Consider the following 19,920-nt stretch of genomic DNA (forward strand, 5'->3'; position numbering starts at 1 on the left):
CGTCGGCTTCAGCAGTACCAAGCCAGCCGTGGCATACACGGCGCGCAAGGGAGGAAACAAATGCTTAGGAAAAAGACCAACGGGGTTGCGAGACGCCCCCAGCGGACAAGTATCCTGTCCCAGGTCGGCGAGAAAACCGTCGATCGCCGCGCATTTCTGCGTGGCTCGGGCCTGACGATCGGCGGCCTCGCCGCGATCAGCGCCACGGGTGGAACCGTGACACAAGCCAGTGCCCAGACAGCGGCAAACCAAGCCGTTGAAAATATCAAATCCGTCTGCACGCATTGCTCGGTCGGCTGTACGGTCGTTGCCGAAGTTCAGAATGGGGTCTGGATCGGGCAGGAACCCGGTTGGGACAGCCCGTTCAACCTGGGTGCACACTGCGCCAAAGGGGCATCGGTTCGCGAGCACGCCCATGGCGAACGCCGCCTTAAATATCCGATGAAAAAGGAAGGCGGAGAGTGGAAGCGCATCAGCTGGGAAGAGGCGATCAACGAGATCGGCGACGGCATGATGAGCATCCGCGAAGAATCCGGGCCAGACAGCGTATACTGGTTGGGTTCCGCCAAGCACAACAACGAACAGGCCTATCTGTTCCGCAAGTTCGCGGCCTATTGGGGCACGAACAACGTGGACCATCAGGCCCGTATCTGCCACTCGACCACCGTTGCGGGTGTTGCGAATACATGGGGCTACGGCGCCATGACCAATTCGTACAATGACATGCACAACAGCAAGGCGATCTTCATCATCGGCGGCAACCCGGCCGAGGCGCATCCCGTCTCGCTGCTGCATATTCTGCGCGCAAAAGAGCAGAACAACGCGCCGCTGATCGTCTGCGACCCGCGCTTTACACGCACCGCGGCGCATGCGGATGAATATGTCCGTTTCCGCCCCGGCACAGATGTTGCGCTGATCTGGGGTATCCTCTGGCACATCTTCGACAACGGTTGGGAAGACAAAGAGTTCATCCGCACCCGCGTCTGGGGCATGGATCAGATCCGCGAAGAAGTTGCCAAGTGGAATCCGGACGAGGTGGAACGCGTCACCGGTACTCCGGGGTCGCAGTTGAAGCGTGTTGCCCGCACGATGGCCAACAACCGTCCGGGTACGGTTGTCTGGTGCATGGGCGGCACCCAGCACACCAACGGCAACAACAACACCCGCGCCTATTGCGTACTTCAGCTTGCTTTGGGCAACATGGGAACCTCGGGCGGAGGCACCAACATCTTCCGCGGCCATGACAACGTTCAGGGCGCAACCGACCTTGGTGTTCTGTCCCACACCCTGCCCGGCTATTATGGCCTGTCCGCAGGCGCATGGGGTCACTGGGCCCGCGTCTGGGGAGAAGACCCGGAGTGGCTGGCCGGTCAATTCGCCACGATCAAGGACAAGGACGGCAAGGACAAGCCGTTGCAGAACGAGCGCGGCATCCCGGTTTCCCGCTGGATCGACGGTGTTCTGGAAGACCCGGCGAACATGGATCAGGACAACAATGTCCGCGCCATGGTTCTGTGGGGCCACGCGCCCAACTCTCAGACCCGGATGACGGAAATGAAGACGGCGATGGAGAAGCTGGACATGCTGGTCGTGATCGACCCGTATCCCACCGTTTCTGCCGTTCTGCATGACCGCACCGATGGCGTTTACCTGCTGCCGGCCTGTACGCAGTTCGAAACGCGTGGCTCGGTCACGGCGTCGAACCGTTCGCTGCAATGGCGTGACAAGGTGGTTGACCCGCTGTTCGAAAGCCTGCCGGACGAGGTCATCATGGCCAAGTTCGCCAACAAGTTCGGCTGGGCGGATCGGTTCTTCCGCAATATCGAAATGGAAGACCCCGAAACCCCGAATGTTGAAAGCATCACGCGCGAGTTCAACGCGGGCCTATGGACCATCGGCTATACCGGTCAGTCGCCGGAACGTCTGAAAAGCCATATGGCCAACCAGCACACGTTCGACAGAACCACGTTGCAAGCCATTGGTGGACCAAACGACGGCGAATACTATGGTCTGCCGTGGCCGTGCTGGGGCACACCGGAAATGGGCCATACGGGGACACCAAACCTCTATGACATGTCCAAACCGGTGGCCGAAGGCGGCCTGACCTTCCGTGCCCGTTTCGGTGTGGAGCGCGACGGCGACAACCTGCTGGCCGAAGGGGTCTATAGCGTTGGATCGGAAATTCAGGATGGATACCCTGAATTTACGATGCAGATGCTGATGGATCTTGGCTGGGACGGTGATCTGACGGCCGAGGAACGCGCGGCCATCGACGCCGTGGCGGGGCCAAAGACCAACTGGAAAACCGACCTGTCCGGCGGTATCCAGCGGGTCGCGATCGCACATGGCTGCGCGCCCTTCGGGAACGCCAAGGCCCGCGCGGTTGTCTGGACCTTCCCGGATCCGATCCCGCTGCATCGCGAACCGCTCTATACGAACCGGCGCGATCTGGTGGCCGACTATCCGACCTACGAGGACCGTCAGGCCTATCGCTTGCCCACCCTTTACGCATCGATTCAAAAGAACGACTTTTCAAAGGATTACCCGATAATCCTGACGTCAGGTCGTCTGGTCGAGTATGAAGGCGGCGGTGATGAAACCCGGTCGAACCCGTGGCTGGCCGAGCTTCAGCAGGACATGTTCGTCGAGATCAATCCGCGCGACGCCAACAACCTTGGCATTCGGGACGGATCACAGGTCTGGGTCGAAGGTCCCGAGGGCGGAAAGGTCAAGGTGATGGCAATGCTGACCAACAGGGTCGGTGCCGGCGTGGCCTTCATGCCGTTCCACTTCGGCGGCCATTTCCAGGGCGAGGACCTGAGGGAGAAATACCCCGCTGGTGCAGACCCCTATGTGCTGGGTGAAAGCACCAACACCGCCCAGACCTATGGCTATGATTCAGTGACCCAGATGCAGGAGACCAAGGCGACTCTCTGCAAGATCTGGGCAGCGTAAGGAGGACGACAAATGGCTAGAGCAAAGTTTCTCTGCGACGCTGAACGCTGCATCGAGTGCAACGCCTGCGTAACCGCGTGCAAGAACGAACACGAGGTGCCGTGGGGCATCAACCGCCGCCGGGTGGTGACGATCAATGACGGCAACCCGGGCGAACGCTCGATCTCGGTGGCCTGCATGCATTGTTCGGATGCGCCCTGCATGGCGGTGTGCCCGGTCGACTGCTTCTATCAGAACGAAGAAGGGGTCGTGCTGCACTCCAAGGACCTGTGCATTGGCTGCGGCTATTGCTTCTACGCGTGCCCGTTCGGTGCGCCGCAATACCCGCAGGCGGGCAACTTCGGATCGCGTGGCAAGATGGACAAATGTACCTTCTGCGCCGGCGGCCCCGAGGAAACGCACTCGACCGCAGAGTTCGCCAAATACGGTCGCAACCGGATCGCCGAGGGCAAGCTGCCCATCTGCGCCGAGATGTGTTCCACCAAGGCCCTGCTCGCCGGTGACGGCGACGTGGTTTCCGCAGTTTACCGCGAACGCGTCGTGGCGCGCGGTTTCGGTTCGGGCGCCTGGGGTTGGGGCACGGCCTACGACCAGAAAGACGGCTGAAGTCCGGCCTTGAAAAAACAGCCTCCCGCCCTTTGCGGGGGGCCTTTCAGGTGATGTGATCGGGGATCCGTTTCCTGAAACGTCACACCAAACATATTTGAGAGGCACGCATGACCAATGATGTTTACTGGCTGCTGAAGCTTGACCTCGATCTGGATAAAAAGGATGAGTTCGAAGCGCTTATGGCAGAAATGGTCACGGCCACGCAGCACGAGACCGGCGCCAGAAGCTATGAATGGCACATGACCGGTTCGGCCGTCCATATCTTCGAACGCTACGCCAGTTCCGAAGATGCCATGATACATATGCAAAACTTCGGTGCCAATTTTGCTGAACGGTTTCTGGCCCTTCTGACGCCAGTGGGGTTGGACGTGTATGGTCCGGCCAAGGATGATCTTCGCGAAGCGCTCGCACCGGTCGGCGCCGTCTTTCACCAGCAAATTGGCGGTTTTGACCGCTGATATGAAATTGCACAGGAGGATACCCCTATGCGTCTGATCCAGTATCTGCTGGTTTCGATTTTTCTGACCGGAGCCGCATGGGCGCAAGAGACCTCTGAACCCACGGCAGATGAGCGCACCTCGACCGGCGGAGCAACAACCCTGGAAGACATTCTCGCCCGGCAGCGAGGTGAAACCGTCGACAACAGCTATCGTTCCGAGAACACAGGTCAGGGAAATGCCGAGGGGTTGCTGGGTCAGCTTGGCACGCGCGGTGTGGCCTCGGACAGTGACGTGTATCGCGCTTTGCGCTATGGCTCGGCTGATGTGACGGTGTCTTCTCATGGTCCGGCAGACAGCGTGCTGATTCAGGATGGCGGCATGTGGTGGCTGACCTTCCGCACCGGACCGCTGCGCGAATACGGCACCTATGTCATTGCCGGGATGCTGGGCATTATCCTGTTGTTTTTCCTGATCCGCGGCAAGATTCGCATCGACGGCGAGAAAACCGGACGCACGGTCACGCGTTTCAACGGGTTCGAGCGCTTCGGCCACTGGCTGTTTGCCGGGTCATTCCTGATCCTTGGCATCACGGGCCTGCTGACGCTTTATGGGCGCGACTTCCTGATTCCGGTTTTCGGGAAAGAGGGCTTTGCGACCCTCGCGCAGGGCTGCAAGTGGTTGCACAACAATCTGGCCTGGGCCTTTATGCTGGGCCTGATCATCGTCACGGTAAACTGGATTGCCCACAACATCCCCAACCGCGTCGATCTGAAATGGCTGGCCGCAGGTGGCGGGTTGTTCACCAAAAACAGCCACCCACCGGCAAAGAAGTTCAACGCCGGACAAAAAATCATATTCTGGGCCTGCATCCTGCTGGGCGTCTCGATCAGCCTGTCGGGTCTGTCGCTGCTGTTCCCGTTCGAGATGCCCTTGTTTGCCAAAACCTTCCAGATCGCCAATTCGACCGGTATTCCGCAAATGATGGGCCTGAACCTGCCGGTGCAGATGTCGCCGCAGGAAGAAATGCAATATGCCCAAGTCTGGCACGTGATGGTTGCTTATGTGTTCATTGCGATCATCGTGGCGCATATCTATCTCGGCTCTGTCGGAATGGAGGGCGCCTTTGACGCCATGGGCACCGGCGAGGTCGAAGAACAATGGGCCCGTGAACACCACTCTTTGTGGCTGGAAGAAGTTCAGGAAAAAGAGGCTGGCAAGACCGCCACCTCGCCCGCTGAATAGATGCGGGGGCTGGTTCTGGCCCTGGCGCTGATCCCTCTGCCCGCCTTGGCCGAATTCTTCACACTCAAGGGACACGGCGGCCCAATCATGGGGATCGCCACAGCCCCGGACGGGCGGATCGCAACAGCCAGCTTCGACAATTCCGTCGGGCTCTGGGCTGATCGGACCCCCGAATGGCTGGAAGGTCACGAAGCCGCCGTGAACGCCGTTGCCTTCAATGGCACGGCCATCTACTCGGCCGGAGATGACTTCACCCTGCGCAAGTGGCCCGGCGGCGACGTGGTTGGGCGACATCAGGGCAAGATCGTGGGTTTGGCAGCGTCCAAGACCCACGTCGCAACCGCCAGTTGGGACGGAACGATTGGGGTTTGGCCCGTGAACGGAACTGCCCCCACAACTCTTGGGCCGACCGGAAGCGGTGTGAACGCCGTGGTGTTTTCTTCAGACGGCACACAGCTTTATTCAGCGGGCATGGATGGATCGCTGCGCATTTGGGACGTAAGGAGTGGACAAGAGATCACCCGGCTCATCGAACACGGGTTCGGCATCAACGAACTGGTCCTGAATGAACAGGACAACTGGATCGCTTACGGTGCCGTTGACGGAGTGACCCGAATACTGGACCTTTCCACCGGTGAAGAACGCGATTTCACTCTGGATCGTCGCCCGATCCTTGCCTTGGCGCTCAGCCCGGATCGTCGGTTTCTGGCCGTGGGCGACGGTGAAGGCTATATCATGGTCATCGATACCTCGGACTGGCGCATCGCGCAGGACTTTCGCGCAACGTTGCGGGGGCCAGTCTGGGCCCTGGCCTTTTCGGTCGATGGTGAAAACATCCATGCGGGCGGAATTGACGAGGCCATGTACAGTTGGCCAGTCACCACCTTGTCCGACCGGCAACAGATGGCTTCTGCCGAGCCGAGTTTTCTGCAAAACCCCGACGAGATGGACAATGGTGAGCGTCAGTTCGCGCGGAAATGCTCGATCTGTCACAGCCTGACACCCGACAGCCAACGCCGCGCAGGTCCCTCCTTGCACGGGGTTTTCGGCAGACGCGCGGGCACGTTACCGGGATATTTGTACTCGGATACGCTGCAAGGCTCTGATATCATTTGGAATGACGAAACAATAAATGCTCTTTTCGACGAAGGGCCTGACCATTACATTCCAGGGTCCAAGATGCCGATGCAGCGAATTACACAAGCTCAGGATCGTCAGGATCTTATTGCTTTTCTGCGCCGCGCAACAAGCGCCCGGAACTGAACTGGAGGAGACCATGAAAGCCTTTCTTGCCGCGGTCGCCGCAATGGTCGTCATTGCCGTGGCAGCCCCTGCCGTGCTGGATCGGATCGGGTTCACCGCCGCCGACGCCACGTCCGGCTCTGCCGTGCGCCTCGACTGAATGTCGCACTACCTGACCACCCGCGAACTGGCCGATCTGCTGCGCATCGGCGAGCGCAAAGCTTATGATCTTGCCGCCTCGGGCGAGGTGCCCTGTGTACGCGCCATGGGCAAGCTGCTGTTCCCGCGGGCCGAAATCATTGCCTGGCTCAACGCGTCGCGATCCGGTCCGCAGGTCGCCGAACCGCCCCTGCCACAGATTGTTGCCGGCAGCCACGATCCCCTGCTGGATTGGGCGCTGCGTGAAAGCGGATCGGGGCTTGCCACCTATTACGACGGCTCCTTTGACGGGCTGACACGGCTGAGCGAACGCAGCGCACAGGCGGCTGTGTTGCACATCCACGAAGACGGAGGGTTCAACGAAAAATCCCTGCGAGACGCCTTGGGCGAAGGGCCGGTGGTGCTGTACGAAGTCGCCCGGCGCAAGCGCGGGCTACTTCTTGCCCCGGGCATATCGGATATCAAAACGTTCAAGGATCTCAAATCGCGCCGCGTGATCATGCGTCAGGACAGTGCGGCCAGCCAACACCTCTTCGATAGCCAGCTGGAAGCCCATGGCATGAGCCGAGACGATCTGGACGTAACCCCCGGCTGCGCGCGCACCGAAGAAGAACTGGCCATCGCCCTTCACGGCGAAAAGGCCGAGGCCGGCTTCGGGCTGGGTGCTTTGGCAGGGCTTTACAACCTGGGTTTCGTCCCCACCCATTCCGAAAGGCTGGATCTGGCGGTTTGGCGCAGGTCATATTTTGATCCGCCAATGCAAAAACTGATAACTCTGCTGCGCTCGGATCAATTTGCGCAACGGGCCCGTGAATTCGGTGGCTACGACCTGTCAGGCCTGGGCACGATACACCACAACGGTGCCAGCGGATGACCCCTCGCCCGCCTTTTACCTTGTCAGGATACGCACGCCACAGGCCGGCTTAGTCGGCGTTGGGAAAGAACACCTGCTGCCCGTCCAGCCTGAACGACGCGATCGCCTCCTGCCCGTCCGGCCCCGTCAGCCAGTCGATGAAACGTTGGCCGGCTGCCGCCCGCACATGCGCGTGCTTTTCGGGATTCACGAGGATCACGCCGTATTGATTGAACAGGCGCGGATCCCCTTCGACCAGAACGTCAAGGTTTCCCCGGTTTCCAAAAGACAACCACGTGGCCCGATCCGTCAGCGTATAGGCATCCATTCCACCGGCCACATTGAGGGTCGCCCCCATGCCAGATCCGGTTTCTCGATACCACGTACCCGAGGCGTCGGCAGGGTCCAGCCCGGCCGCGGACCAATAGCCCAGTTCGGCCTTGTGCGTTCCGCTGTCGTCACCGCGTGATGCAAACGGCGCTTCCGCCTCGGCGATTTTTGAGAGCGCGGCCAAAACATCGGCGCCGCCGCGAATTCCGGCAGGGTCAGACTTGGGGCCGACCAGAACGAAATCATTGTACATCAGATCCTTCCGCTCTACGCCCCAACCGTCAGCAACGAATTTCTCCTCGGCCGGTTTGGAATGAACCAAAAGAACATCCCCGTCCCCGTTGACGGCGTTGCGGATGGCCTGACCGGTTCCAACCGCCACAACACGGACATCGATACCTGAATCAGCTTCGAACCACGGCAGGATGTAATCCAACAGTCCCGAGTTCTGTGTGGACGTTGTCGACTGCACCACAATAAACGGCTCTTCCGCCGAAACCGCGCTGGTCAACAGGCCCAAAGCCACCACCGCTGCCCGAATTGATTCCCGGAACATCACACTCTCCGCTTTCTGTATTTCATGTAACCAATCCGCCTGCCAAATAGCGGCGCGACGCATCACTTTCGGGTGAATCCAAAACCTGTTTTGCCACACCGTGTTCCACGACATGCCCGCCCTGCATCATGACCACGTCCGAGGCCAAACGACGTGCCTGACCGATATCATGGGTCACCATCACGATCCGCACAGCCCGAGCCGAAGCCCGCAATATCATTCGTTCAATCATCTGGGTCGCGCTTGGATCCAGTGCGCTGGTGGGCTCGTCCAGAAATAAGGTCTCGGGGTTCAATGCCAGCGCACGGAGAATCGCCAATCGCTGCGCCTCCCCTCCGGACAATGACCGCGCGGGTTGTCTGGCCTTGCCGTCCAGCCCTCCTTCGGTCAGCAATTCGGCGATGCGGGCCTTTCGGGCCCTTCGCCCCATGCCTTGACGCTTGAGAACGAAGTCAAGGTTTGCCGCAACCGATCGACGCAGCAGAACCGGTTTCTGAAATACCATCGCCTGGCGGGCTTTATGTGCCGCGCCAAGCGGTTTTCCATCCTGGACGACCCGCCCCCGATCCGGCGTGATCAGCCCGTGCAGACAGCGCAGCAACAGGCTTTTGCCTGCGCCGTTGGGGCCAAGAATCAAGGTTGGTCCCGGCCCATCCAGATCCAATGACGAGACCTCCAACAACGCCTTGCCATTACTGCGGATTTGCAGGTTCTCGACCTTCAGGCAATTCACCATGTCGCAGCGCAGGTCACGCATGACGCACCCCTTCCTGTTCGGCCCGCAGGCTGACCGCGCTGACCATCGCGTTCACGGCCACCGCGATCCCGATCAGGATTGCCCCCAAGGCCAGTGCCAGCGCCAGATTTCCTTTCGAGGTTTCCAACGCGATCGTCGTGGTCATCACGCGCGTCACATGGTTGATGTTGCCGCCCACGATGATCACCGCGCCCACCTCGGCAATGGCGCGCCCGAACCCCGCAAGCAAGGCCGTGACCAATGCCAGCCGTGCATCCCACAGCAGCACAGGGACCGATGCCAGCCGTGACACGCCCAGTGATCGCAGCTGCTCGGAGTATTCCTCGGCCAGCATTTCGACCACCTGCCGGGTCAATGCCGCAATAATGGGAGTGACCAACACGACCTGAGCAATGATCATGGCCGTCGGGGTATACAAAAGCTCGAGCACACCCAACGGGCCGGAGCGGGACAGCATCAGATAGACCAGCAGCCCCACGACCACGGGTGGGAACCCCATCAAGGCATTCATCAGAACGATCAGCATCCGCCGCCCCGGAAACCTCGCCACGGCCAGGGCGGCGCCGACGGGCATGCCGATCAGGGCAGAAATCAGAACCGCAAACACGGATACTTTCAGGGACAACAGCACAATCGCCCACAGCTCTGAGTCTCCCTCAAAGATCAGCGCGATTGCAGAGCTGAATTCTGATGCAAATCCCTGCATTTCTTCCCATTAACTTCACATTTCGTATGAAATGCGTTCGTTTACAGGTAAATACTACTCTGTTTTCAGATCGAGTACAGACACATATCCGGCATTCAAAATGAAAAACGCGGCCCCGTTTGGGACCGCGCTGTAATTTTTCGAATTGACGGCGTGCGTCAGTTCAATGCTGCATCAGTGATCTGATGCGTCCAGGCCCCTTCAGGCGTTTTGGTGATAACCGGATCAGACCCGCCTGCCAGCAATGTGTTGACGGTGCGGTCGAAATCAGCCGGGTCCAGCGCGCCGTTCGACCCAGCGGTCAACTTGGCTATCTCACCCATCATACGCTTTTGGTGCTCTTCCGTCTGAGCACCGGTTGCATCGTTTTCCAGAACGATTTCCGCCGCTTCGTCCGGGTTCTCCTCGGCATATTTCCAACCCTTCATCGACGCGCGAACGAACCGCTCCATCTTGTCGACGAAAGCCGCATCGCTCAGGTTCTCTTCCAGAACGTAAAGACCGTCTTCCAGCGTCGCCACGCCCTGGTCTTCGTATTTGAAGGTCACCAGCTCATCTGGGCTGACACCGGCATCGATGACCTGCCAGTATTCATTGTAGGTCATGGTGCTGATGCAATCCGCCTGACGCTGAAGCAACGGGTCGACGTTAAAGCCCTGTTTCAGAACTTCCACGCCGTTTTCGCCTTTGCCATCGGTGCTGATGCCCAACTGGCTCATCCAGCTCATGAAGGGAAACTCGTTGCCAAAGAACCAGACACCCAGCGTGCGGTTCTTGAGGTCCTCGGGCGACGATATCCCGGCGTCTTTCCAGCAGGTCAGCATCATGCCAGAGCTTTTGAACGGTTGCGCGATATTCACCAGCGGCAGCCCTTTTTCACGGGCAGCAAGCGCGGCGGGCATCCATTCGACGGTGACATCGGCGCCACCGCCTGCAATCACCTGCGTCGGCGCGATGTCAGGCCCGCCGGGCAGAATGGTGACGTCCAGCCCCTCTTCTTCATAAAAGCCCTTGTCTTTGGCAACGTAATAGCCCGCGAATTGTGCTTGCGTGACCCATTTCAGTTGCAATGTCACCTCATCCGCCGCCAGCGCCGCACTGGCTGCCAGACCAAAGGCGGCAACCGCCCCGCTGAGTAGCTTGTTCATCTTCATTTCTCCTCGTTGCTTGTTGTGCCCCAATTTCGGGGTCTGTTGATTTCTTTGTTTTATCCGCGCTGTGACGGGTGCCAGAAGGTCACCACTTTTTCGATCCCCGCCACCAGCCCATAAAAGGCTGTACCTGCGAGTGCCGCAACAACGATTTCGGCCCAGACCATGTCCAACGACAGTTGCCCGACACTGGTTGAGATCCGGAACCCCATACCAAGTGTCGGCGAGCCGAAGAACTCGGCCACGATAGCGCCGATCAGCGCCAAAGTGGTGGAAATCTTCAGCCCGTTGAAAATGAATGGCATCGCCGCAGGCAGTCGCAGCTTCAAAAAGCTCTGCCAATAGGTTGCGGCATAGGTCTCCATCAGATCGCGTTGCATCGAGGTGGCTTCACGTAGCCCGGCCACGGTGTTCACGAGCATCGGAAAGAACACCATCACAACCACCACCGCCGCCTTGGAGTGCCAGTCGAACCCGAACCACATCACCAGGATGGGGGCGGTTCCGACAATCGGCAGGGCGGCCACGAAATTGCCAACCGGCAACAGGCCCAGGCGCAGGAAATCCCAGCGGTCCACGGCAATCGCCATCAGAAAGGCGGCAATGCACCCAATGACATAGCCGCTGAGCGCGCCCTTGATGATGGTCTGCACAAAGTCAGCCCACAGGATCGGAAGGCTGTCCGCAAACCGCACCGCAATCACCGATGGCGCTGGCAGGATGACCAGTGGAACCTCAAGCCCGCGCACAAGAAGTTCCCAGATCCCGATGACCGTCAGGCCAAAGATCAGCGGGGCCAGAAGCCGCACCATTCGGGTGTCGGCGTAAGGCCCGCTGGCCAACCGGCTGTTCAACCACCAGCCAAAGAGCCAAAGCAGGACAGCACAGAAAACCAGTATCATTGCGCCATCCCCATTCGTTTCAGTACGGCCCGTTCAATCAGCCCCAGCAGCCCGACCAGGCACGCCGCCAGAATGGCAGCCGCGAACAGAGCCGACCAGATCTGTACCGTCTGACCGTAATAGCTGCCAGCAAGCAACCGCGCGCCCAGACCGGCAACAGCCCCTGTCGGAAGCTCACCAACAATGGCACCGACCAGCGACGCAGCGATACCGATTTTCAGCGAGGTGAACAGATACGGCATGGATGCCGGCAGGCGCAGCTTCCAGAAACCCTGAGACCGGCTGGCGTTATACGTCCGCAACAAATCCAGCTGCATCGCATCAGGACTGCGCAATCCTTTGACCATGCCGACGACAACCGGAAAGAAACTCAGATAGGCCGATATGATCGCCTTGGGAATGATCCCTTGAATACCAACGGAATACAGCACCACAATGATCATCGGCGCCAGCGCGATGATCGGAATGGTTTGACTGACAATGGCCCATGGCATGACCGACAGGTCCATTACACGGCTATGCACGATACCCACGGCCAGAAGGATCCCCAGCCCGGTGCCAATCGCAAACCCAAGCATCGTTGCACTCAGCGTGACCCAGCCGTGATAGATCAGTGACCGTTTCGAGGTGATCTTTTTCTGGACCGTCGTTTCCCACATCTCGATGGCGACCTGATGCGGGGCCGGCAGTCGAGGCCGGTCCTGTTCCCATGTGGCCGGGATGGCGAAAGTGTTGTTCAAAACAAGACCAACCTCGGACATGTCACGCCGGTCCTTGGCGGATGGCGGCTGCACGACGGCCCCGGCACGTTCCTGTTCGGTCAACACGCCCTTTATGTTCATCGGAATACAGGCCACGTACCAGAACAGAACAATTGCGGCGATGACTGTGAATACGGCGATGACCTGCTTCATGCACGCCACTCCATTCTGAAGACCGGAACGGTATCCGGTGGCACAGGAGGTTCCTCGGCCGTCACTTCAAACCCTTCACGGCGATAAAAGCGTTGCGCCGCCGTATTGGGCCGATGCGTCGTCAGCCAGAGAAAATCCCGGCCCTCTTTTGCCTTGTCGACAAGGCGCTTGCCGATACCCTGCCCCGTCCGGCTGCAATACAGCGCGCCGATTTTGTTCTGTGCCGGGTCCACTGACATGTAGCAATCGACCGGATCACCGGCGACCCACATTTCACGGTCGTCGAATGCGTCACTGATCAGTTTCGCCAGCTCGTCCACCGGCAGTTCGTCGGGCATCCAGTCTGTTTGCGTGACCCAGTCATGAACAACCCTGGCACAGGCTGGCACATCGCCTGGTGCCGCGCGCCGGATTTTATCCGCATTCAGGTTAGTCTTCATTGGAATGCCCACCCCGCAAACCTTCTCGGACGCGATGCGCGACCTCAATGAATTCCGGAGTGTCACGGATATCCAGCGGTCGTTCCTTGGGCAGCGGGCTGTCAATCACATCTGCAATCCGCCCGGGCCGCGGGCTCATCACCACGATCTTTGTGCTCAGGTAAACCGCCTCGGGAATGGAGTGTGTCACGAATCCGATCGTCTTTTCCGTCCGCGCCCAGAGCTCAAGAAGCTGCTCGTTCAGGTGGTCCCGCACGATCTCATCCAGCGCCCCGAACGGCTCGTCCATCAGCAGGATATCCGCGTCAAACGCAAGGGCCCGCGCGATACTGGCCCTCTGCTGCATCCCGCCCGACAACTGCCAGGGAAACTTTCCGCCAAACCCTTCCAGATCAACGAGTTCCAAGACCCTCTTCACCTGCTCATCCTGTTCGACAGCGGTGAATCCCATTATCTCAAGAGGCAGTTTTATGTTCTTGGCAATTGTGCGCCAAGGATAAAGGCCCGCCGCCTGGAAAACATACCCATACGCCCGGTTTCGACGCGCCTCATCAGGCGTCATGCCATTGACGGTCAGCGTCCCGCCCGTAGGTGTCTCAAGGGCTGCGATACAGCGTAGAAAGGTGGTTTTGCCACAACCGGACGGCCCGATGAAACTGACAAAATCGCCCTTTTCAATTGTCAGGTTCACGTCCTTGAGCGCCTGTACTGGCCCATCATTGGTCTGGAATGTCAGGTCCAGCTGCCTTGCCTCGATGACGGGCTGGGTCGTGCTTTCAGTGTTCATTTTATTGCCTTGAGAAGAGTGGTGCCGGGGCCGCCTGCAAGGCCGCCCCGACTGATCAAACACCGGTCGCCGGAATTCCCGTCCGCTCGACGGGCCTTGGGGCCGTCAGCTCTTTCCAGGTGCTCAGCGCCTTGTTGACGGTAGTGTTCGCCTCGCGCGCGACAAAGCCCCCATGACCTTCCTGCGTGCGGATTTCACCGTCATGCACCGCCACCTGTCCTCGTGTCAGGGTAAAGCGCGGCAGACCTTTGACCTCTTTGCCTTCGAACACATTGTAATCAATCGAGGACTGCTGGGAACCGGCACTTATCGTTTTGGTCTTCTCAGGATCCCAAACGACAAGATCAGCATCTGCGCCCACCAGAATTGCACCCTTTTTAGGATAGCAATTCAATATCTTGGCAATGTTTGTTGAAGTGACAGCCACGAATTCATTCGGTGTCAGGCGTCCAGTGTTGACCCCATGGGTCCACAGCATCGGCATCCGGTCTTCCAGCCCGCCGGTGCCGTTCGGGATCTTGGTGAAATCCCCAACACCAAAACGTTTCTGTTCGGTTGTGAAGGCGCAGTGATCGGTGGCAACCACACTCAGCGTTCCCGATTGCAGGCCATTCCACAGGCTGTCCTGATGCTGTTTGTTGCGGAACGGAGGGCTCATGACCCGTCGCGCCGCGTGGTCCCAATCCTGATTGAAATATTCACTTTCGTCCAATGTCAGGTGTTGGATCAGGGGCTCTCCCCATACTCGCTTACCCTGCATTTTTGCCCGGCGGATGGCTTCATGCGCCTCTTCACACGAGGTGTGTACAACATACAGTGGCACACCCGCCATGTCCGCGATCATGATTGCCCGGTTGGTGGCTTCGCCTTCCACCTGCGGCGGGCGGGAATACGCATGTGCTTCGGGGCCGGTGTTCCCTTCGGCAAGCAGCTTGGCGCTCAGCTCTGCCACCACATCCCCGTTCTCGGCATGTACCAGAGCGGTACCGCCAAGCTCGGCAAGTCGCTTGAACGAGGCGAACAACTCATCATCATTCACCATCAGCGCGCCCTTGTAGGCCATGAAATGCTTGAAGGTGTTGATGCCGCGCGTCTCGATCACGGTTTTGATGTCGTCGAACACCTGTTCCCCCCACCAGGTCACCGCCATATGGAACGAATAGTCACAATTCGCCCGTGTCGACTTGTTGTCCCAACGTTTCAGCGCATCCAGCAGGCTTTCACCCGGGTTGGGCAGTGCAAAATCGACAACCATGGTCGTGCCGCCAGCCAGCGCCGCCCGCGTCCCGCTTTCAAAGTCATCGCTGGAATAGGTGCCCATGAACGGCATTTCGAGATGGGTATGAGGGTCAATCCCGCCCGGCATGACAAAACAGCCGGTGGCGTCCAGTTCCTTGTCCCCCGTCAGGTTCATACCGATTTCGGTGATCACGCCACCCTCGACCAATACGTCCGCCTTGTAAGTCAAATCCGCGGTGACAACGGTTCCGTTTTTGATGACAGTACTCATTTTGAACTCCCTGATGCGGTCTGCGCCGCTTGCTTCATCTGGCCAAAAATATCCCGGGGGTGTCGCCCTCGGGGCGACGGGGGCAGCGCCCCCTATTCCACGAGTTCGGCGGTCTCGACCACGGCATGCAGCAGAACATCCGCCCCGGCTGCCGCCCATTCCTTGCTGATTTCCTCGGCCTCATTGTGGCTCAGCCCGTCAACACAAGGGCACATGACCATCGCGGTCGGAGCAACCCGGTTGATCCAACAGGCGTCATGCCCCGCACCCGAAATGATATCGGTATGCGAATAGCCCAGCCGTTCAGCTGCGTTTCGCACGGCCGACACGCAAGCATCGTCAAATTTCACCGGATCGAACCCGCCGACTTTCTCGAATTCGATCTGAAGGCCCATCTCGTCAACGATATCCTCGGCAGCCACCCGCAGGCGGTTTTCCATGTCGGTGATCACCTCCAGCTCGGGCGAGCGGAAATCGACCGTAAACACCACCTTGCCCGGGATCACATTGCGTGAGTTCGGGTAGACATCGATATGCCCCGCCGCACCCACCGCATGCGGAGCATGAGACCATGCGATCTCGTCGACCTTCTCCAGGATCCGCGCCATGGCCAGCCCGGCATTCTTGCGCATCGGCATCGGTGTCGATCCGGTATGCGCATCCTTGCCCGTTACCGTGATCTGCGTCCAACTCAGCCCCTGACCATGGGTGACGACGCCGATATCTTTGCCTTCGGCTTCAAGGATCGGCCCCTGTTCGATATGCAACTCAAAGAACGCATGCATCTTGCGGGCGCCAACTTCTTCATCACCTCGCCAGCCGATCCGGTTCAGCTCATCCCCGAACTTTTTGCCTTCAGCGTCTTCGCGGTTATATGCCCAATCCTGCGTGTGCATCCCTGCAAACACGCCCGAGGACAGCATTGCCGGTGCGTAACGTGTGCCTTCTTCATTCGTCCAGTTGGTGGCGACGATCGGATGTTTCGTCTTGATCCCCAGGTCGTTCAGCGTCCGGATCAGTTCCAGGCCGGCCAGAACACCCAGCACACCATCGTATTTACCGCCGGTCGGCTGCGTATCCAGATGCGATCCCACGTAAACCGGCAGCGCGTCCGGGTCGGTGCCTTCGCGGCGGGCGAACATGTTGCCCATCTGGTCAAGCCCCATGGTACAGCCCGCTTCCTCGCACCACTTCTGGAACAGGGCGCGGCCTTCCGCGTCTTCATCCGTCAGGGTCTGGCGATTGTTGCCACCGGCAACACCCGGGCCGATCTTGGCCATCTCCATCAGGCTGTCCCACAACCTGTCGCCATTGATCCTGAGATTCTGCGCCGGAGCTGCCATGTTCATCTTCCCTGTTTGCTTGCGATTTGGCTCGCTTTTGGTGTCTTGATTTGACCATATGGTCAAACTCACGCTATCACGGGTTCGGTATCAGTCAAGAATTTGCGCGGCACGGCTGAAATTTTCAGTGTATTCCGCACCTGTTCGACGAAAAAAGAGACACGTTGAAAACATGCCAAAAGACCGCGCACCGACCCGTATTCAGAAAAAGAACCGCGCCGCGATTCTAGAGGCTGCCCTGAACGTGTTTTCGGCCCACGGGTTTCGCGGTGCAACCGTTGATCAGATCGCGGCAGAAGCAGGTCTGAGCAAGCCGAACCTGTTGTACTATTTCCCATCAAAAGAAGCGATCCACACTGAATTGCTGTCCGGCCTGCTGGATACCTGGCTGGCCCCGCTGCACGACCTGGACGCAAACGGCGATCCGTTGGAGGAAATCCTGGCATACATTCGGCGCAAGTTGCAGATGAGTCAGGAGCTACCACGGGAAAGCCGCCTTTTTGCCAACGAGCTTGTGCAGGGCGCGCCGCGCATTCATGATGCATTGTCCAATGATCTCAAGGCACTGGTCGACGAAAAAGTCACGATCCTTACCGGCTGGATGGATCAGGGAAAAATCGCGCGGGTGCATCCCTACCACCTGGTGTTTTCGATCTGGGCCTTGACGCAGCACTATGCCGATTTCGATGTTCAGGTTCGTGCAATTCTGGGCAACGAAGATCCGTTCGAGGGCGCGGAAACCTTTGTTGATACCATGTATCGCAAACTTCTGAGCCCTTGAAAAAAGGGGCCGAAAAAACGGCCCCTTGATGATCTGTCGCAATCCCCTCATTCGGCCGCCTTGGCCATCGGGTTGTTCGGATGCGTCGTCCAGTTCGCATAGGTTGGCTGAACTTCTTTTCCGGTACGGGGGTCAACCTCGCCCGCTGCCATCGGCACCATATCGATGCAGCCTTCGATCGGACAAACATCGACGCAGAGGTTGCAGGCGACGCATTCGTCATCCATCACCTCGAAGACGCGGTCCTCGGACATGGAAATCGCCTGATGGCTGGTGTCTTCACAGGCTGCATAACACCGGCCACACTTGATGCACTGATCCTGATCGATCTTGGCCTTGGCGACGTAGTTGAGGTTCAGATACTGCCAGTCAGTGACATTGGGCACCGCACGTCCGATCACCTCATCAATGCTGGAATAACCTTTCTCATCCATCCATTCCGACAGCCCTGCCGTCAGTTCGTCGATGATCTTGAAGCCATAGGTCATTGCAGCGGTGCACACCTGAACGTTGCCGCAGCCCAGCGAGATGAACTCGGCCGCATCGCGCCATGTGGTGACGCCGCCGATGCCGGAAATCGGCAGGCCTCGGGTCGCCTCGGCCCGTGCGATCTCGGACACCATCGACAATGCAATGGGCTTGACTGCGGGGCCGCAATATCCACCATGGCTGCCTTTGCCGTCAATGGACGGTTCTGGGCTGAACGTGTCCAGATTGACGCTGGTGATCGAATTGATGGTGTTGATCAGTGACACCGCATCCGCGCCACCGTTTCTGGCTGCCGCAGCCGGCTTGCGGATGTCAGTGATGTTCGGCGTAAGCTTAACGATGACCGGACGGTCGTAATACTGTTTGCACCAGCGCGTGACCATCTCGATATATTCCGGAACCTGCCCCACGGCCGAGCCCATGCCGCGTTCGCTCATCCCATGCGGACAGCCGAAGTTCAGCTCGATCCCGTCCGCACCGGTTTCGGCCACACGCGGCAGAATGGCCTTCCACGCCTCTTCCTCGCACGGAACCATGATCGACGCGATCAAAGCGCGATCCGGGTAATCGGATTTGACCCGCGCCATTTCCTCGAGGTTCACCTCGAGCGGACGATCCGTGATCAGTTCGATATTGTTCAGGCCCAGCAAACGGCGGTCGGCCCCGTAGATAGCGCCATAACGCGGGCCATTCACGTTCACGACCGGAGGTCCCTCGGATCCCAGCGTTTTCCAGACAACCCCGCCCCACCCGGCTTCGAAGGCGCGGCGCACATTGTATTCCTTGTCCGTCGGCGGCGCAGAGGCCAGCCAGTACGGGTTGGGGCTGGAAATACCCAGAAAGTTTGTCGTCAGATCGGCCATGGCTTCTCCCTTCCCGGCTCAGCCGGTTTTTTTGAATATCATTTCGGTCGGGCGAATACGCCCGGCCTTGAGGTTTTTGACGTAGTTTTGGAACTTTTCGGGCGCCGTTTCGCCCATCATCAGGTGGATACCCAGCGGCGCTGGTCCGGTCTTGGCTATCTTGGCAAACACATCTTCGAAGAACTGGATCGCAAACGCGGTGCGGTCATTTTCAGCAACCAGCTCAAGACCAGCCGCGGCCGCGGCGTCCTTGTATACATCCGGCGCGTGAACAAAGGAGGTTTCCGGCGATGTGGACCAGGGAAGCGGAAAAGCCAGCGGCTCATCCACCTCTCCGCCCATGACATCGAACAGGGCAAAGGTGCCACCGGTGGCCAGAACCCGTGACACTTCCGCGAACAGCCCCGCTTTGTCTTCGATATTCATGCCCACATGCATCATGATGGCAAGGTCGAACCCGGCATCCGGCACAGGCATGTCCAGCGCACTGCCAACGTGAAAGCTGGTCTTTTCGGAATGCCCGACCAAATCGCTGAGCGCAGTTGCGGTTTCCACGAACTCGGGCGTCAGGTCGACCCCTGTCACCGTTGAATCGTATTTGTCCACTATGTACCGGGATGTGCCTCCGATGCCGCATCCGATATCCAGGACGCGTGTCGCATGGGTCGGCGAAAGTTGCGCAAACAGGTTGTCGGTTGCTAGAACGCCGCCTGTATGGAACTCATCCCCAGCCTTAAGATCCGCAACGGTGGCCGCATCCGGATCGATGCCGCTGGCCTCCAGCGCCGCGCGGACGCGTTCGGTCAGTGCACCGGTGGTATAGTGTTGAGCAACGGCTTGTTCGATCTGGGACATGGGAATACCTCAGCAGCGAAAGGAATGGGGTGAATA

At 59.0% G+C, this 19,920-nt stretch carries 20 protein-coding genes; 8 read left to right on the top strand and 12 right to left on the bottom strand.

What is annotated here, in order from left to right:
* Window positions 1–60 precede the first annotated feature (60 nt).
* The 7 genes from ACR0DJ_RS08290 (at window position 61) to ACR0DJ_RS08320 (ending at window position 7,521) form a co-directional block, all read left to right on the top strand.
* The gene (locus tag ACR0DJ_RS08290) at window positions 61–2,955 is read left to right on the top strand and encodes a formate dehydrogenase subunit alpha (RefSeq protein WP_425078107.1); all 2,895 of its coding nucleotides are present in this window, start codon (window positions 61–63) and stop codon (window positions 2,953–2,955) included.
* Between the two features lie 12 nt (window positions 2,956–2,967).
* Window positions 2,968–3,561, top strand: a complete 594-nt coding sequence (gene fdh3B / locus ACR0DJ_RS08295; protein WP_010439472.1) for a formate dehydrogenase FDH3 subunit beta — start codon at window positions 2,968–2,970, stop codon at window positions 3,559–3,561.
* 110 nt (window positions 3,562–3,671) lie between these two features.
* Window positions 3,672–4,022 (top strand): putative quinol monooxygenase, encoded by a 351-nt coding sequence (locus tag ACR0DJ_RS08300; protein WP_425078106.1) that lies wholly within the window; start codon window positions 3,672–3,674, stop codon window positions 4,020–4,022.
* Window positions 4,023–4,049: 27 nt separating this feature from the next.
* Window positions 4,050–5,246, top strand: coding sequence for a formate dehydrogenase subunit gamma (locus ACR0DJ_RS08305; RefSeq protein ID WP_480684516.1), 1,197 nt, complete (start codon window positions 4,050–4,052; stop codon window positions 5,244–5,246).
* Window positions 5,247–6,509 carry a c-type cytochrome gene (locus tag ACR0DJ_RS08310; RefSeq protein WP_257600545.1) on the top strand — a complete coding sequence of 421 codons (1,263 nt, stop codon included), beginning with the start codon at window positions 5,247–5,249 and terminating at the stop codon, window positions 6,507–6,509.
* 13 nt (window positions 6,510–6,522) lie between these two features.
* The gene (locus ACR0DJ_RS08315) at window positions 6,523–6,648 is read left to right on the top strand and encodes a hypothetical protein (protein WP_256367494.1); all 126 of its coding nucleotides are present in this window, start codon (window positions 6,523–6,525) and stop codon (window positions 6,646–6,648) included.
* Complete coding sequence (locus ACR0DJ_RS08320; protein WP_171725235.1) at window positions 6,649–7,521, top strand: helix-turn-helix transcriptional regulator; 873 nt, start codon at window positions 6,649–6,651, stop codon at window positions 7,519–7,521. It abuts the gene before it with no gap.
* A gap of 49 nt (window positions 7,522–7,570) precedes the next feature.
* On the opposite strand, the gene ACR0DJ_RS08325 is transcribed toward ACR0DJ_RS08320, so the two are convergent.
* The 10 genes from ACR0DJ_RS08325 to ACR0DJ_RS08370 all read right to left on the bottom strand — a co-directional run bounded on the left by ACR0DJ_RS08325 (window position 7,571) and on the right by ACR0DJ_RS08370 (window position 16,896).
* Window positions 7,571–8,386 carry an ABC transporter substrate-binding protein gene (locus tag ACR0DJ_RS08325; RefSeq protein WP_480684519.1) on the bottom strand — a complete coding sequence of 272 codons (816 nt, stop codon included), beginning with the start codon at window positions 8,384–8,386 and terminating at the stop codon, window positions 7,571–7,573.
* A 22-nt stretch (window positions 8,387–8,408) separates the two neighbouring features.
* A complete protein-coding gene (locus tag ACR0DJ_RS08330; protein WP_425078101.1) occupies window positions 8,409–9,143 on the bottom strand; it encodes an ATP-binding cassette domain-containing protein in 735 nt (244 codons plus the stop codon).
* On the bottom strand, window positions 9,136–9,849 hold the full coding sequence (locus ACR0DJ_RS08335) for an ABC transporter permease (protein ID WP_257600543.1): 714 nt from the start codon (window positions 9,847–9,849) through the stop codon (window positions 9,136–9,138). Before ACR0DJ_RS08335 ends, ACR0DJ_RS08330 begins: the two co-directional genes overlap by 8 nt.
* A 158-nt stretch (window positions 9,850–10,007) precedes the next feature.
* Window positions 10,008–10,997: an ABC transporter substrate-binding protein gene (locus ACR0DJ_RS08340; RefSeq protein WP_480684521.1), complete on the bottom strand. Its 990-nt coding sequence runs from the start codon at window positions 10,995–10,997 to the stop codon at window positions 10,008–10,010.
* Window positions 10,998–11,056: 59 nt separating this feature from the next.
* Entirely contained in the window at window positions 11,057–11,902 is an 846-nt protein-coding gene (locus ACR0DJ_RS08345) for an ABC transporter permease (RefSeq protein ID WP_171168553.1), read from the bottom strand.
* Complete coding sequence (locus ACR0DJ_RS08350) at window positions 11,899–12,816, bottom strand: ABC transporter permease (protein WP_170344671.1); 918 nt, start codon at window positions 12,814–12,816, stop codon at window positions 11,899–11,901. Before ACR0DJ_RS08350 ends, ACR0DJ_RS08345 begins: the two co-directional genes overlap by 4 nt.
* On the bottom strand, window positions 12,813–13,256 hold the full coding sequence (locus tag ACR0DJ_RS08355) for an N-acetyltransferase family protein (protein WP_480684523.1): 444 nt from the start codon (window positions 13,254–13,256) through the stop codon (window positions 12,813–12,815). Before ACR0DJ_RS08355 ends, ACR0DJ_RS08350 begins: the two co-directional genes overlap by 4 nt.
* Window positions 13,246–14,043 carry an ABC transporter ATP-binding protein gene (locus ACR0DJ_RS08360; RefSeq protein ID WP_425078097.1) on the bottom strand — a complete coding sequence of 266 codons (798 nt, stop codon included), beginning with the start codon at window positions 14,041–14,043 and terminating at the stop codon, window positions 13,246–13,248. Before ACR0DJ_RS08360 ends, ACR0DJ_RS08355 begins: the two co-directional genes overlap by 11 nt.
* Window positions 14,044–14,098: 55 nt before the next feature.
* Complete coding sequence (gene hydA, locus ACR0DJ_RS08365; RefSeq protein ID WP_480684524.1) at window positions 14,099–15,553, bottom strand: dihydropyrimidinase; 1,455 nt, start codon at window positions 15,551–15,553, stop codon at window positions 14,099–14,101.
* Between the two features lie 92 nt (window positions 15,554–15,645).
* Window positions 15,646–16,896, bottom strand: a complete 1,251-nt coding sequence (locus ACR0DJ_RS08370) for a Zn-dependent hydrolase (RefSeq protein ID WP_480684526.1) — start codon at window positions 16,894–16,896, stop codon at window positions 15,646–15,648.
* Between the two features lie 172 nt (window positions 16,897–17,068).
* On the opposite strand from ACR0DJ_RS08370, the gene ACR0DJ_RS08375 reads away from it, so the two are divergent.
* On the top strand, window positions 17,069–17,677 hold the full coding sequence (locus ACR0DJ_RS08375) for a TetR family transcriptional regulator C-terminal domain-containing protein (protein ID WP_257600536.1): 609 nt from the start codon (window positions 17,069–17,071) through the stop codon (window positions 17,675–17,677).
* A gap of 47 nt (window positions 17,678–17,724) precedes the next feature.
* Here the strand turns inward: ACR0DJ_RS08375 and preA are convergent, their stop codons facing one another.
* A complete protein-coding gene (preA, locus tag ACR0DJ_RS08380; RefSeq protein WP_170344677.1) occupies window positions 17,725–19,029 on the bottom strand; it encodes an NAD-dependent dihydropyrimidine dehydrogenase subunit PreA in 1,305 nt (434 codons plus the stop codon).
* Between the two features lie 18 nt (window positions 19,030–19,047).
* Window positions 19,048–19,884 carry a methyltransferase domain-containing protein gene (locus tag ACR0DJ_RS08385; protein ID WP_480684527.1) on the bottom strand — a complete coding sequence of 279 codons (837 nt, stop codon included), beginning with the start codon at window positions 19,882–19,884 and terminating at the stop codon, window positions 19,048–19,050.
* Window positions 19,885–19,920: the final 36 nt, after the last annotated feature.

The sequence above is a fragment of the Ruegeria sp. BF10 genome (assembly GCF_056538725.1).

Excerpts from the sequence above, each read along its gene's own strand:
- ACR0DJ_RS08350 (WP_170344671.1), bottom strand. The coding sequence starts at position 12,816 with ATGAAGCAGGTCATCGCCGTATTCACAGTCATCGCCGCAATTGTTCTG.
- ACR0DJ_RS08340 (WP_480684521.1), bottom strand. The coding sequence starts at position 10,997 with ATGAACAAGCTACTCAGCGGGGCGGTTGCCGCCTTTGGTCTGGCAGCC.
- fdh3B (WP_010439472.1), top strand. The coding sequence starts at position 2,968 with ATGGCTAGAGCAAAGTTTCTCTGCGACGCTGAACGCTGCATCGAGTGC.
- ACR0DJ_RS08370 (WP_480684526.1), bottom strand. The coding sequence starts at position 16,896 with ATGGCAGCTCCGGCGCAGAATCTCAGGATCAATGGCGACAGGTTGTGG.
- ACR0DJ_RS08385 (WP_480684527.1), bottom strand. The coding sequence starts at position 19,884 with ATGTCCCAGATCGAACAAGCCGTTGCTCAACACTATACCACCGGTGCA.
- preA (WP_170344677.1), bottom strand. The coding sequence starts at position 19,029 with ATGGCCGATCTGACGACAAACTTTCTGGGTATTTCCAGCCCCAACCCG.
- ACR0DJ_RS08345 (WP_171168553.1), bottom strand. The coding sequence starts at position 11,902 with ATGATACTGGTTTTCTGTGCTGTCCTGCTTTGGCTCTTTGGCTGGTGG.
- ACR0DJ_RS08330 (WP_425078101.1), bottom strand. The coding sequence starts at position 9,143 with ATGCGTGACCTGCGCTGCGACATGGTGAATTGCCTGAAGGTCGAGAAC.
- ACR0DJ_RS08305 (WP_480684516.1), top strand. The coding sequence starts at position 4,050 with ATGCGTCTGATCCAGTATCTGCTGGTTTCGATTTTTCTGACCGGAGCC.
- ACR0DJ_RS08375 (WP_257600536.1), top strand. The coding sequence starts at position 17,069 with ATGCCAAAAGACCGCGCACCGACCCGTATTCAGAAAAAGAACCGCGCC.
- ACR0DJ_RS08320 (WP_171725235.1), top strand. The coding sequence starts at position 6,649 with ATGTCGCACTACCTGACCACCCGCGAACTGGCCGATCTGCTGCGCATC.
- ACR0DJ_RS08325 (WP_480684519.1), bottom strand. The coding sequence starts at position 8,386 with ATGTTCCGGGAATCAATTCGGGCAGCGGTGGTGGCTTTGGGCCTGTTG.
- ACR0DJ_RS08300 (WP_425078106.1), top strand. The coding sequence starts at position 3,672 with ATGACCAATGATGTTTACTGGCTGCTGAAGCTTGACCTCGATCTGGAT.
- ACR0DJ_RS08335 (WP_257600543.1), bottom strand. The coding sequence starts at position 9,849 with ATGCAGGGATTTGCATCAGAATTCAGCTCTGCAATCGCGCTGATCTTT.
- hydA (WP_480684524.1), bottom strand. The coding sequence starts at position 15,553 with ATGAGTACTGTCATCAAAAACGGAACCGTTGTCACCGCGGATTTGACT.
- ACR0DJ_RS08315 (WP_256367494.1), top strand. The coding sequence starts at position 6,523 with ATGAAAGCCTTTCTTGCCGCGGTCGCCGCAATGGTCGTCATTGCCGTG.
- ACR0DJ_RS08360 (WP_425078097.1), bottom strand. The coding sequence starts at position 14,043 with ATGAACACTGAAAGCACGACCCAGCCCGTCATCGAGGCAAGGCAGCTG.
- ACR0DJ_RS08355 (WP_480684523.1), bottom strand. The coding sequence starts at position 13,256 with ATGAAGACTAACCTGAATGCGGATAAAATCCGGCGCGCGGCACCAGGC.
- ACR0DJ_RS08290 (WP_425078107.1), top strand. The coding sequence starts at position 61 with ATGCTTAGGAAAAAGACCAACGGGGTTGCGAGACGCCCCCAGCGGACA.
- ACR0DJ_RS08310 (WP_257600545.1), top strand. The coding sequence starts at position 5,247 with ATGCGGGGGCTGGTTCTGGCCCTGGCGCTGATCCCTCTGCCCGCCTTG.